This window comes from Pseudomonas sp. HP_12, from assembly GCF_055283955.1.
This window is the reverse complement of sequence record NZ_JBTOQG010000060.1, coordinates 87,029-100,264: the sequence shown is the minus strand read 5'-3', so window position 1 is coordinate 100,264 and position 13,236 is coordinate 87,029. Positions and strand designations below refer to the sequence as shown.

The window sequence follows — 13,236 nt, the reverse complement described above, 5'->3', positions numbered from 1 at the left end:
AAGCCGATGCAATGGTGCGTATCGTCTAGGCAGTGCAGTGGCACATGATCGAATTAATTTTCTGAGCTCTGGGGTTTTCCCTAGGGCTTGTTGCGTTAAATCGTAGCGTAACTGAAGGATATTAAAATGAGTATTAGTTTTGAAAAGTCGTTGGGCTCTGCGGAGAGAGCTTTAACTTATCGCAGTCGAAGAGCTGAAGTGCTAAGTAATAATATCGTTAATGCCGATACCCCAAACTTCAAGGCCAGAGACTTGGACTTTTCTGCTGTGCTCGCCAGCCAGACCAAACAAGGTCTTGGCAATCCGCTGTCTTTGCGCACGACCAGTCAAAAGCATATCTCAACAAACACATCGACGAGTGAATCGTACGGTGATGACTTATTGTACAGCACCCCAACCCAACCTTCCCTTGATCAAAATACAGTTGACCAACAGATTGAGATTGCAAAATACACGGAAAACCAGATTCATTTCGATGCCGCCTTCACGAGGCTGAATGGAGCGTTCAAAGGTCTACTCAAAGTGCTGCGAGGGGACTAACTCCTTACGCGGCCTCTGTAGCGGAGACTGCTTCGGCAGCAGCTCTGCAGTTACGTCATCTTGACAGGCGCGAGCCATTAAAGCCTAACATCCCTTTCAGTGTTTGATCGCTATAATCTGCCCTAGGCAACGGCCGCCCAAAACAATGAGAGACATATCTAAGGCGCGGCTTATCGCTGCTATAGCCCCGGCAGCCCCGGCATTGACGCTAGCTAACCCGGACACTTCTGAGCCTTAACGCATTAAAAACTACAGATGCAGAGCTGACGCTCATTGCTAGCGCAGCGATTATCGGCGACAGAAGGTGCCCTGTCAGCGGATAGAGCAGACCTGCAGCGAGGGGAATACCCATTGAATTGTAAAGCAGAGCGAAGCCAAGATTCTGCCGCATGTTTCTTACCGTCGCGACCGAAAGAGCCCGAGCCCGTACAATCCCCATCAGGTCACCTTTCACCAGCGTTAGCTGTGCGCTATTCATTGCGATGTCAGTCCCTGTTCCCATCGCGATTCCCACATTCGCTCGAGCGAGAGCCGGTGCGTCGTTAATTCCGTCGCCAGCCATGGCAACCTTTCGGCCATCTTTTTGAAGTTCGGCAACCAGGCGCTCTTTGTCCTGAGGTTTTACTTCACCATGAACCTCTTCGATACCGAGCTCCTTCGCAACCGCTCGCGCGGTGGTAAGTCCGTCTCCAGTAGCCATTATGATCTTTACGTTATCGGCGGTGAGCTTGATGACCGCTTCTTTGGACGTAGATTTAAGAGGGTCTGATACGGCTAACAGTCCTGCTAATAGCTCATTAACCGCGAGATACATGATGCTGATGCCTTGAGTGCGCAATGACTCCGAATGCTCTTGGAACACCTTGATGTCAATGCCAGCTGATTTCATCAATGCACTGTTACCCAATTGGATTCTCTTGCCATTTACAAAGCCACTCACTCCAACGCCAGAGCCCGAGTCGAAAGATTCAGGCTTGGTGAGCGGAATGGCTTCAGCTCGGGCGTGATCGACAATGGCACGAGCCAAAGGATGCTCACTGCCTTGATCAAGGCTAGCTGCCCATTGAAGAACATCGTGGGGGGCGAAGTCAGGTGTGGCCTCGACACTGTGAAAGACTGGGCGCCCCTCCGTTAGCGTTCCCGTTTTATCAACGATCAGCGTATCGATCTTACAAAGGTTCTCGATGGCGCTGGCATCCCTGAATAACACCCCTAGGCTGGCGGCCTTTCCAGTCGAAACCATGATGGACATTGGTGTTGCAAGTCCCAGCGCACAGGGACACGCGATAATCAGTACAGCCACAGCGTTGATCAGACCAAAAACCCAGCTAGGCTCTGGGCCGAAGATACCCCAGCCTATGAACGTCATGACGGCGATAGAGATAACGCCCATTACAAAGTAACCGGCAATGGAATCAGCCATCCGCTGCATCGGTGCTTTAGAGCGCTGTGCCCGAGCGACCATTTGCACGATCTGAGACAACATGGTTTCGGCCCCGACCTTTTGGGCCTGCATGACCATACTTCCATGTGTGTTTAGCGTGGCGCCTATCAAGCTATCTCCAGCACGTTTCATTACGGGGACTGGTTCGCCTGTAAGCATGGACTCGTCTACTGCACTTTCTCCTTCTAATACGGAGCCATCGACCGGCACCTTCTCACCTGGCCTGACCCTCAAACGGTCTCCTAAATGAACGTGGGCAAGCGGAACATCTTCCTCTAGCCCACCAGCATTGATCCTGCGAGCGGTCTTGGGGGATAGACCAAGCAAGGATTTGATGGCGGCGGACGTTTGCGACCGCGCCTTAAGCTCAAGAACCTGCCCAAGCAAGGTGAGGGATATGATCACGGCTGCTGCTTCGAAGTAGACGCCGATTCGTCCATCTTGCATAAAATTGCTGGGAAAAACTTGCGGGAACAGCGTTGCCGCGACGCTATAGAGGTAGGCTGCGGCGGTGCCTAACCCGATCAGAGTCCACATGTTCGGACTGCGATTTGAAACAGACGTCATGGCTCTGATAAAAAAAGGCCAACCGGCCCATAAGGTTACGGGCGTCGCAAGGCCTAACTCGACCCAGTTTTGGACTGAGCCATGAAAGAGCTGTAACGAGTGCGCTGTCATCGTGAGCAGCGTGACTATGAGGGTCAAGGGAAGCGACCACCAAAAGCGGCGATTAAAATCCCGGAACTCAAGATTTTCGTCCTCACCGAGCGTAGGCATCACCGGCTCTAGTGTCATGCCACATTTAGGACAATTGCCGGGTCCTGATTGCCTTACCTCTGGATGCATGGGACAGGTGAAGTCACTTCCCGCCTTTACGGGAGGCCCTGAAGGACTCGTGGGCTCTGCGCCCCGATGATCGCGGGCGTATCGTTCAGGGTCTGCCTGGAACTTTACCCGGCAGTTGTCACTGCAAAAAAAATAGCGATGACCGTGGTAATGCTCGACGAATGCACTCGAGGGCGTAACCGACATACCGCAGACTGGATCACGTCGGCCGGCCTCAGGGAGCGGAGCTGCATGGTCGTGCTCAGGCTCAGGGTTGTGGTGGGAAGCAGTGTCCATTAGCTATCCTTGTTTCGCAGCGCTCGTACAGGAGACATGCACTTGGTGCTTTGTAGTAGCGCCTGCAGATTTTCCTGGATTCTATAGCCACCGGAGCCGGCTAACAGCAGCAGTCCTTGATAGAACTGACCTGTCGGTGCAGTCAGCGTTCCGATGCTAGCTCGCTATTCCGGATATGCAATCACAAGCAGACAACACGGATCAGAACGGGGATGCCGTATCGCTAGCTCGGGCCTTCGCTTTTTTGCCCCGTTGCCTGAAAAGCTGGCCAGGCGCACAGATGAACTCACCGTTCCAGATATTGGCTGGTGGCCTATGCGAGAGACCGCGAGGGAAACAGGTCGTATCTAGGGAGCGCATTAAAGAACGGCGCCATAACGGCGCCGACAGACCAAGGAGCAAGGGCCCTAGAGTGGAGGTCACGATTAGCACTAGCCGACTCCCTTTACGCCAAACGATCCGGGCGAAGGCTAAAGCTGTGAAGACTATAGACGCATCTTCCTTTCTGAAGCCTGTTCGCTGCATTACATTTCTGTAAGCTTGCGCCATCTCTGGGTCTTTTGGATCACACTGAAGCTGTAGACCTACAAGGAGGACCTAGCATGAGAATTTTGGTAGCGGAAGATGAACCAAAAACTGGAACCTACCTCCAGCAAGGACTCGTGGAAGCAGGCTTCAGCGTCGACCGCGTAGTCACGGGTACAGATGCCCTGCACCAAGCTTTCGGTGACAACTACGATTTGCTGATTCTAGACGTCATGATGCCGGGCTTAGACGGCTGGGAAGTCATCAGGATGGTCAGGGCCGCGGGCAAGGCAGTTCCTGTCCTTTTTCTAACAGCCCGTGATGGTGTTGACGATCGGGTGAAGGGACTAGAGCTGGGGGCTGACGATTACCTAGTGAAACCCTTTGCATTTTCGGAACTATTGGCCAGGGTCAGAAGCTTGCTTCGTCGTGGAAACAGCTCTCCTCAACAAAACACCATAAAGATCAGTGACCTTGAGATTGATCTTCTCAAACGTCGGGCGACACGCTCAGGTAAACGCATCGATTTAACCGCGAAAGAGTTTTCTCTTCTGGAGCTTCTGATGCGGCGGCAGGGTGAGGTATTGCCTAAATCATTGATCGCGTCCCAAGTTTGGGACATGAATTTTGACAGCGATACCAACGTGATTGAAGTGGCCATTCGCAGACTACGAGCAAAAGTCGATGATGGTTTCGACCCAAAGCTTATTCATACCTCTCGCGGCATGGGCTACATGCTTGATGCTCCGGATACAGAATGAAGCGCGCCTCGCTAACGCTGCGCCTTAGTCTGATGTTTGTGTGCGCCGTGGTCGCGGTTCTGATCGTCGCTGGGGTTAGCGTCAACGAGCTCACTCGGCATCATTTCAAGGAGCTGGATCGCCAAACGCTAATGGAAAAGCTTGAAGCAACGACACAAATCCTTGACGGCAAGTCAGGATCAATAGATGGAGCTGACGTTGAGCTTCAGCTACGCGCGCTACTTGGTGCACATCCGGAGCTGTCCGCCATTATCATGGGCAAGGATGGTGTGGTGTTGTTCTCGGCTCCTAATGCAATTAGGCCACCGGGGATAGAGCCTGACTCCGAGCACAACATCTCGGAATGGTCGGAAGCTGGCCGCATGTATCGTGGCATGAAAGCTACGGTTCGAACCGTACATCAGGCTCAAGCGGTGACCGTCTGGCTGATCCTTGATGTCACCAGCCATATGCATTTTTTCGAAACCCTGCAGTGGTGGTTTGTACTCGGTTTGGTAGTCAGCACTATCGTAAGCGCAGCGTTGGGATGGCTGGTAGCGCGCAATGGGCTACGCCCGGTTGAACAAGTAACACGCGCGGCTGCCGCAATGTCGGCTCGGTCGCTGAAGGAGCGCATCCCCCTTGAGCCAGTGCCCAAAGAGCTGTTACAGCTGGTCTCCTCGTTCAATGCCATGCTGGCCCGGTTGGACGAGTCCTTCGTCCGGCTCTCTAATTTCTCTGCCGACATTGCGCACGAACTGCGAACCCCAATCAGCAATCTGCGGACCCATACGGAAGTCATCCTTACCAAAAAGCGGGCGCCAGAGGCCTATGAGGAAAACCTGTATTCAAATCTTGAGGACCTCAACCGGCTCTCCAACATCATCGACGGCATGCTTTTTTTGGCCAAGTCGGACAACGGGTTGCTTCTGCCCGCTCAGCAGAAAGTCGACCTAAGAGACGTGGTTGAGAAGCTTTTTGAGTACTACCAGTTGCTTGCCGATGAAAAGCAGATACAGCTCCAGGTATCAGGAAGCGGCTTGATTTCAGGCGATCCAGTGATGTTGGACAGGATCATCTCTAACCTCTTATCAAATGCGCTGCGCTATACACCTATCGGTAGCACTATCGTTGTTCAGATTAAACCTGACGGCAGCTTTATTGCTCTAGAGGTGACAAACCCAGGCGAAGAGATACCGGAGCAGCATCGGAGCCGTATCTTTGACCGATTTTACCGTGTGGACCCGGCCCGACGAGAAGGTGGTGCCAACAATGCAGGCCTTGGCTTGGCAATTGTCCGCTCTCTGGTTGAGGCTCACGGCGGAAATATTAAATGCGTGTCGGACCAGGGAGAGACGACGTTTCGGATTGAGCTGCCGGCCCTGCGTGCGTAACCGTTACCCAGCCTCCTAGGAATTTGGAACGCACGGTGGCAGGACAACCCTGTCGGGTGGTGGTGGCTCTGGCCTTAATTGGAGCGGCTTCGAAGTCAGGAAGGTCCACGCTCTCGTTGAAAACCAAAGCTCCCCCCACGGCGGAGCGCATCGGCGGCTCTGGTCCGCCGAACGCTCTTTTTCGTTTCGGGCCGAGCTAATATGGGAAGAAGATTGGTTCGCTTCACGTTAAGCGGCCATTCCTTCGCACTCATGAGCACACTGATTGCAAGCGCTGGCACACGCTTGGCAGTGGTCGTGAGAATGTCTGGAACATTCAGCAGCGCAATCTCGGCACGCTTGGGCACATAGCTTACAAAGCTCAGCTGCGAACGGACTATTTCGTGCCATGAAAACAGCTGCCAGGCGACAAAGGTCTGCACAATCAAGGTCAAGCTTGATGCATTGCGCCATCATTTTAACGTTATCTTCGCCCAAGCAGGCGGAAGCGCAGGTATCGCAAGCAGCGGCGCAGGATAGACAAGCTGCGATGCAGCTATCGAAGGACTGATTCATCAGGCATCTCCTAGTGGACAGGTCGATTGAGACTTGACGGAGGAAAAATCCCGTCAAATCATCTCGACCTGCTCATCCAAGAGGCGGTTTCTTTATTTTTATGACATTTCTGTAAGGTTGCGTTCTAGCGCGCAAACACCCCGTACAGGTGAACGAGCGTTCCAGCTCCATCAGGCCAGCATCGTGGTCGATACCGCTGGCAGGTGATGAGCATGTTTCTTATGTCGCCATCCCACCGTGGATGGGTGATAAGAAGGGTGAATCTAACGCAAGTTGGAGTTGATACGAAACGAGGCTATCAGGTTCTTTTAAAAAATAACCTATTTTATCACCAGCCATTGGAGCTTCCGATGTTCCCTAAAGGTGTGTGACCGACCTCCCCAGAGTAGGTGCTTGGTTGATGGCAAAGCATCTGAAGCGCTGCTTTCAAACCATGCCTCTGGAAAAAAGCATTATGGGATTACCCAAAGTCGACGGTATGTGATCGGGAGTACTTACCCTGCTGTGATGAAGGGATGGTAGGTTTAAGAAATAGGAATTATCGACAGATAACAAAGAAGTGAAGTGTGGAACGTCCAATGGAATGTCATAGATGGCGTACATCGATCTACGGGCTGCAATGCATGGCATCTTAGACTATACACGAGCATAACCCTTGACTGACTACCCCTGCGATGAAGGGGCTTCGCTTGGCTTACATTTGCCCCGCCCCCCGCAGACGAGGAGGATGGAAGCCGTAGATAAATATGGCGGATCATGTTCACTGAGGTTTCCTTTATGCCTATTACGACTGCTATTTTTGACGCCTTCGGCACATTGCTACAGATTACGGCAGGCACCCGCCCTTACCGCAAAATATTACAGCTTGGCATTGAGCAAGGCCGGCGACCTGGAGCCAATGACGCGGAGGTCCTGATGTCCGCACCAATGGACCTTAGGGAAGCTGCCGATTTTTTCGGCATCCGGGTCGAGCCCATCTTAATGGACCAGCTGGAGGCCGGTCTTCATGACGAGTTGGCTAGGATTGAGGCCTACCCTGATGGCCTAGCTGCGGTAGCAGCTCTACAGGCCGCAGGGATAAAGGTAGTTGTATGTTCAAATCTTGCGAAACCTTATGCGGCTGCGATCAAGAGGCTTTATCCGACGCTTGATGGTTACGCTTACAGCTTTGCGATCGGGGCTATCAAGCCTTCAAAGGAAATCTATAAACGCGCTACGCAGCTCGTGCGCGCATCACCTCACGAAGCGTGGATGGTGGGAGACTCGAAGCGATGTGATTGTGATGGTCCTACCGCATTCGGTATTCGTGGCTTCTACCTAGATAGGCAAGGAAGCGGGGGATATAGGACGCTACGCACTTTCGCGGACGAACTCTTGCGGAGCCGTGAGTAACTTTCGCCAAGCCACAATAGATGGCATCCGTCCCACAACGCCCCAGTTCATTACAGCCCGGGCACGGCACGGATCGGAATTTCCGGGATGACTCCACCATTGCCTCCGCGATCCGGTCGAGCGTGCCTACCAGAGAAGGGTTCAATTCGCTCGCGCCAGCGTTGATTTACGGGAATCAGGTCCTAGGTGAACGTTCGCCAAGTCCATTGGCGTGACAAACTATGTTGTTCCATCTAGCACGACTATTCGTAAAGGGGGCTCGCCGGTGACAAACTATGTTGAATACGGAGCACACTAGCTTTGGCGTTTCGGCCAACGATTACAGGAGCGATCGGACAAACTATGTTGTTGGAGAACAATTGAGCTTCAGAGCAGTCGCAGGTTGTTACCGTGTAGGCAAAGGAGGGCCTACACGCTGGATTAAATGCTTGATCTGTACCAGCCATCAGTATGATGGCCATGTTGCTCAAGGTTTCCCTCGCCGCGTCGATAGCTTCTCAAGTCAATGCGAGCGCCCCTCATGTTCAATACCCGGTTGAAAAATAGAATCCAGCAATTGGAAAAACAGCTGGGAGCCCTGGAGCAGGTTAAGGCAACTCTGGATCTCGAAACCGTGTCCGTCACTCTGGATGCGGGAGGCGTCATCCTGGAGGTGAATGCTCAGTTCGAGAAAGAGTTGGGATTCACCCAGGCTGAATTGTCCGGGCGTACCCTGCGTGAGTTCAGTCCCTCTGAACTGCAGGGCGACGTCCATCAGCGGCGCGCATTGGATGCAATCGCCGAAGGCAAGCATTACAGCGGTACCTTGCGCCTGTGCAGCCACGACGGTCGACACGTCTGGCTACGAGCAATGGTTATACCTTTCGCGGGTGAGAGTGGGCGTGTCGAACGGATCGTTATGTATTCCAGCGTGCTCACACGAACCATTGAAGCCTCAAGGGAGAACGAAGCGCTGGTGGGAGCGTTGATGCGCTCCACTGCCGTTATCGAGTTCTCCCTGGACGGAGTCGTGCTGACAGCCAATCAGAATTTTCTGAGCGCTATGGGCTATACGCTTCCCCAAATCCTGGGCAAGCACCACCGAATCTTTTGCATGCCATCCGACGCTCAGTCGGAAGAATATGATCGGTTTTGGCAGACCCTTAGACAGGCATCCTATGTCGCGGGAAGGTTTTGCCGAGTGGATAAACATGGCAACGAGGTATGGCTGGAGGCTTCCTACAATCCAATCGTGGATGCCAATGGCAAGCTGTACAAGATTGCCAAAATAGCCACCGTTATCACCGACCAGGTCACCCGTGAGCGCGCTGTATCCGAAGCAGCCGGCATGGCCCACGGCACTTCGGTTCGAACCAACGCCAGCGCGGAGCAAGGTCGCGAAGTCATCCAGAACACCGTGACGACCCTCAATACGCTTTCGGCGTTGATGGAAGATGCTGCCCATGGCATCGAAGCCCTTGATGCCCAAAGCCAGGCAATCGGCACCATTGTCAAAACCATCGGCAGCATCGCGGACCAGACCAATCTGTTGGCCTTGAACGCAGCGATCGAAGCCGCACGTGCCGGGGAACAGGGCCGCGGTTTTGCTGTGGTCGCCGACGAGGTCAGAAACCTGGCCCTTCGAACCACTAAGGCGACGGCGGAGATCTTCGAGGTCGTGAAAAACAATCAGGTTCTGGCGTCCAGCGCTGTGACCATGATCGGAAAAAGCAGGCAGCAGGCCGGGGCGGCGCTGGATTTCGCCAGTGAGGCGGACGAGGTGATCAAGGACATTCAGCAAGGTGCCAACAGTGTTGTGGTCGCCGTTGAGCAGTTCTCGGGTCAAGCCGGGCAATAATGATTGCTGCAATGCTTCACGTCTGCACTTCTCAGTGACCCCAAGGTAAAGCGCGATCCAGGTGATCCTTATGCTCGATGCTCTCAAGCAGTCCATAAACGATCTGCATAAGATCGACCGCCCCAGGCTTGAGGATGAGTGTGACTCGCTATTCAGCCGGATCGAGCAGGCACGAACAGAAGGCTGTGACTGGCGAACAGGCCACACAGCTGTTCTATGATGTCCGGAACGAACGTTCAAGGTGCTTTCGCAGCGCAAGTCAGCGGCGGATCGCAGATTCATAAGCCGACGGACAGTCGTGCGAGTCGTGGGCACCCACACATAAAACTCACCACAGTAAGCTTTAGGCAGCCTAAAACGCATTTAAGTGCGTATTAATTGACCTTCACGTCGCGCTAATACTCACCTGGGTTTACCTTAAGTCAGTTAAGGTAAACCCAGGTGAGTGTTATGACTGACTTCTTCCCCGTCACGTGCGCCGACAGCCTTGCTAGAATCGCGCTGCTGGTAAAGGCCCGACGCTTATCAGCAGGCTTGCGCCAAGCTGATCTCACAAGCTCGATCGGCATCTCCGCGCACACGCTACGCAAGATCGAAAACGGCTCGGAACGGGTCGACTTGCGATCATTCATGCTGGTGCTATGGCGCCTGGGCTTGAGCGACCAGGTTTTCGCGCCATTGGACGGGATTGAAAAAACGTCTGAAATCACTCGCTATGGCGGCGACGAAGATGCGAAGGACGGCCTCGCAGCGCGACGGGTGCGGTTGGCGAAACCCAAGTCGGAGGACTTTTGATGTCTCGCGCCTATATCTATATGGAAGACCCCAAGACCAAAGACGTGGTGACGCTCGGCAGATTGACGCTCAAAGGCGCGGTGGGTGAGTTTTTTTATGCGCCTGATCACGTGAAACGGGGTGGATGGGTGCCAGATCCCATCAACTATACCCACGCTCAAAGGTCTGGCGAAATTCATTGAAGCCTGTGAAGGGGTTTACGACAGGCAGCTGGATGCCGAATCGCTCGTAACGCTAAACATAAGGCAGCAGCGTTCGTCCCTCGGTGGAGCCAGGCCCAAGCGAACGCTGCAAGACAAAGGCATGTTGATCCTGGCCAAGCCCCGTGACCGGTTTGATGAGTATGATTTCCCCTCCATCGAATTTGCCTGCATGACCTTCGCCGCTTCCAAGGGCATGCACGTCGCAAACACCGGGTTGTACGCTGGGCAACCCTCTACCTTGTTGGTCGAACGCTTTGACCGTACTTCTATTGCGGACGGCGCCCATCGCATTCCAATGCTGAGCGCACTCACTTTGCTCGATTCAGACTGGAACGAACCGCACCACCGCGACTGGCGGTATGCATCGGTGGCAGACGAGATGCGACGCAGAGGAGTCCCGGACGAGGACCTGCAAGAGCTGTTCAAACGCAGGTGCTACAACGCATTGGCCGCTCGAATTGGGAAGATGAGCTCAAAGCTCATTACGGCAAATGGCTAAGGGGCACAGATCTGCACATGGCATGCGACGCCGTCAGCTCAACACGTATGACCCAGTGAAACCCACCCGCCGAGCCTCGTGAATCAAGCCACCTGGCTCGCGCTTTCAATCTCCCGGGCATGCCCCTTCGCTGTCTTGCCCGCCTGCTGCACAGCCCATTTCATGAACTCAGCAATCGCCCATTCTTCCCGCCGCTCTTTCGCGCAATAGACGAAATAGTCGAACTTGAGCTCCGCCGTGGCATTGGTCACCTGCACCAGCCGTTTGCTTTGCAGGGCCTCGGACGCGAACACGCTGTTGACCAGTGCGATCCCTTGACCCGCACAGGCCGCACTGATCAACAGGGACTCGTCGCCATAGCTGGAACCCTGAATCATCTTGCGATTGCTCATGCCGAAGGCGTTCATCCAGACCTTCCAGTAGTTGCGCTCGGTGTCCTGCAACAGCGGGAAGGTCAGGCAATCCTGCGGGCTCTCGATATTGCGCTGGGTGCTGAGCAGATGCGGGCTGCACACGGGGATCAAGTAGGACGACCACAAGTGCGTGGCGTGGTTTTCACAACTGGCGGCCATCTCGCGCTGGATGCAGATATCCACATGGCCGTGCTTTAGCTCCGAAAGACCGTTACAAATCTGAATCGAGATTTCGACGTTGGGGCAACGCTCCTTGAAACCACCCAGTGCCGGGATCAGCCACGAACTTGCGATGGTGGACGTCGTGCTGATCACCAGGCGCGTCTGACGTGGCGCCTTGAGTGCAGCGCGCGACCAGGCTTTTTCGATGACGTCAAAGGTGCCGGCGAGCTCGTCGAACAGGCTGCGTCCGGAAGGGGTAAGCTGGATGCCCTTGGCGTCTCGCTCGAACAGCCGCCTGCCGATCTGGTCTTCCAGCCCTTTGATCTGCTGGCTGATGGCGGCCGGTGAGACACACAGCTGGTCCGCTGCACGTTTCATGCTCCCGGCCTTGCACACCTCAACGAACGTGCGGAGGGCTATCAATGGGATCGCTCTGCTCATCCTGCATACCTCGCCATGAGAGTGCTGCCAGTGCGCCAGGTGACGGAAAAGCGTGTTGGAGCTGCCATCGGATGAATCCCCAAAGCGTTCTTATCACCCGAGCTTGGATATTTCAGGCGCAGCCGGGCCCTGCCGGGTATTTACCCGGCGCCGAAAACAGTTGTGGATAACGTTGCTGTCAGGTTGTGGCGGCGCGGTCTTGAGGAACAGGTGCCGGCTTCGGCTTGCTTTGGCTCAACACGAACCAGACCGCCAGGCAGATGAGACCGCCGCCGTAAAGGTGTCCGGCGGAGACCTTTTCACCGAGGAACATCACGCCCCAAAGGACGCCAAATGGCGGAATCAGGAAAGTGACGGTCAGCGAGCGGACCGGGCCGATATCGGCGATCAGGCGGAAGTACAAAATGTAAGCGCAGGCCGTGCACACGAAACCGACGGCTGCCAGGGACAGCCACACGGTTGAGTCGCCCCAGGTGGCCGGCGGGTTGACGGTCGCGGAGACGGCGAAGAAGGGCAGCAGAAACAGCGTCGCGCCAATCTGGCTGCCGAACGCCACGAGTTTCGCGTCCAGGCCTCCCCGGTCGCCGATCCACTGACGGGTCAGGAATCCTGCGGCGCCGTAGCAACTGGTCGCGACCAGGCAAGCAATTGCGCCCATGACCACCGACGTGGTGAAAGTCACCGGGCCTGTCGTGGTCAGCAACGTTATCCCCAGCAAACCGAGAAATACGCCAACCGCTTTTTTGGGTGTCAGCGAATCATTGAAAAACACTGAGCCTATCAACACGCCCATCAATGGTGTCGTCGCATTCAAGATGGCGGAATAACCTGCGGGTAATAGCAAGGCCGCCATGCTGTACATCAAAAACGGAATGCCGGAATTGATGATGCCCAGGATCAAGGTGGATTTGAACTTGCCGTTGAACTCATGCCGGGTTCTTAAAATGGCCAGAATCACCATTAAGCCAATGGCGCCGAGCAACACGCGGAAGAAGGCGGTAGGCAACGCGCCCAATACGGGGGCAGCGACGCGCATGAACAGAAAACTGGCTCCCCAGATGGCAGCCAGAACAATCAGTCGAACATAGTCGGAGACTTTCATTGCGCTTCCTTTCTTGATCCGTATCGCCGATCCGCTGACCGAAAAGTTGTTGATTGACGCTCGTCGAGTCAG

12 protein-coding genes and 1 pseudogene are annotated in these 13,236 nt (G+C 54.5%); 9 read left to right on the top strand and 4 right to left on the bottom strand.

Going from position 1 to position 13,236, the window contains the following annotated elements:
* Positions 1-126: 126 nt before the first annotated feature.
* On the top strand, positions 127-540 hold the full coding sequence (gene flgB / locus ACYASU_RS24255) for a flagellar basal body rod protein FlgB (protein ID WP_065990716.1): 414 nt from the start codon (positions 127-129) through the stop codon (positions 538-540).
* A 208-nt stretch (positions 541-748) separates the two neighbouring features.
* On the opposite strand, the gene ACYASU_RS24250 is transcribed toward flgB, so the two are convergent.
* The gene (locus tag ACYASU_RS24250; protein ID WP_103359859.1) at positions 749-3,106 is read right to left on the bottom strand and encodes a heavy metal translocating P-type ATPase; all 2,358 of its coding nucleotides are present in this window, start codon (positions 3,104-3,106) and stop codon (positions 749-751) included.
* A 602-nt stretch (positions 3,107-3,708) separates the two neighbouring features.
* On the opposite strand from ACYASU_RS24250, the gene ACYASU_RS24245 reads away from it, so the two are divergent.
* Positions 3,709-4,392 carry a heavy metal response regulator transcription factor gene (locus ACYASU_RS24245; RefSeq protein WP_065990713.1) on the top strand — a complete coding sequence of 228 codons (684 nt, stop codon included), beginning with the start codon at positions 3,709-3,711 and terminating at the stop codon, positions 4,390-4,392.
* A complete protein-coding gene (locus ACYASU_RS24240) occupies positions 4,389-5,765 on the top strand; it encodes a heavy metal sensor histidine kinase (protein WP_103359858.1) in 1,377 nt (458 codons plus the stop codon). Before ACYASU_RS24245 ends, ACYASU_RS24240 begins: the two co-directional genes overlap by 4 nt.
* 228 nt (positions 5,766-5,993) lie before the next feature.
* Here the strand turns inward: ACYASU_RS24240 and ACYASU_RS24235 are convergent, their stop codons facing one another.
* Entirely contained in the window at positions 5,994-6,320 is a 327-nt protein-coding gene (locus ACYASU_RS24235; protein WP_374935943.1) for a four-helix bundle copper-binding protein, read from the bottom strand.
* A 756-nt stretch (positions 6,321-7,076) separates the two neighbouring features.
* On the opposite strand from ACYASU_RS24235, the gene ACYASU_RS24230 reads away from it, so the two are divergent.
* The 6 genes and pseudogenes from ACYASU_RS24230 to ACYASU_RS24205 all read left to right on the top strand — a co-directional run bounded on the left by ACYASU_RS24230 (position 7,077) and on the right by ACYASU_RS24205 (position 11,046).
* On the top strand, positions 7,077-7,712 hold the full coding sequence (locus ACYASU_RS24230; RefSeq protein ID WP_236469186.1) for an HAD family hydrolase: 636 nt from the start codon (positions 7,077-7,079) through the stop codon (positions 7,710-7,712).
* 505 nt (positions 7,713-8,217) lie between these two features.
* Positions 8,218-9,009, top strand: a pseudogene (locus tag ACYASU_RS24225) (PAS domain-containing protein); the annotation flags it as partial.
* A 30-nt stretch (positions 9,010-9,039) separates the two neighbouring features.
* Positions 9,040-9,549, top strand: a complete 510-nt coding sequence (locus tag ACYASU_RS24220; protein ID WP_463584406.1) for a methyl-accepting chemotaxis protein — start codon at positions 9,040-9,042, stop codon at positions 9,547-9,549.
* A 450-nt stretch (positions 9,550-9,999) separates the two neighbouring features.
* Positions 10,000-10,344: a helix-turn-helix domain-containing protein gene (locus ACYASU_RS24215; protein ID WP_463584343.1), complete on the top strand. Its 345-nt coding sequence runs from the start codon at positions 10,000-10,002 to the stop codon at positions 10,342-10,344.
* Positions 10,344-10,526 carry a hypothetical protein gene (locus tag ACYASU_RS24210; RefSeq protein WP_463584342.1) on the top strand — a complete coding sequence of 61 codons (183 nt, stop codon included), beginning with the start codon at positions 10,344-10,346 and terminating at the stop codon, positions 10,524-10,526. Before ACYASU_RS24215 ends, ACYASU_RS24210 begins: the two co-directional genes overlap by 1 nt.
* Positions 10,527-10,647: 121 nt before the next feature.
* Positions 10,648-11,046: a HipA domain-containing protein gene (locus ACYASU_RS24205; protein WP_463584341.1), complete on the top strand. Its 399-nt coding sequence runs from the start codon at positions 10,648-10,650 to the stop codon at positions 11,044-11,046.
* An 83-nt stretch (positions 11,047-11,129) separates the two neighbouring features.
* On the opposite strand, the gene ACYASU_RS24200 is transcribed toward ACYASU_RS24205, so the two are convergent.
* Together ACYASU_RS24200 and ACYASU_RS24195 are read right to left on the bottom strand one after the other, a co-directional pair.
* Positions 11,130-12,062 carry a LysR substrate-binding domain-containing protein gene (locus ACYASU_RS24200; RefSeq protein ID WP_282365435.1) on the bottom strand — a complete coding sequence of 311 codons (933 nt, stop codon included), beginning with the start codon at positions 12,060-12,062 and terminating at the stop codon, positions 11,130-11,132.
* A 178-nt stretch (positions 12,063-12,240) separates the two neighbouring features.
* Positions 12,241-13,164, bottom strand: a complete 924-nt coding sequence (locus tag ACYASU_RS24195; protein WP_192174564.1) for a DMT family transporter — start codon at positions 13,162-13,164, stop codon at positions 12,241-12,243.
* Positions 13,165-13,236 lie beyond the last annotated feature (72 nt).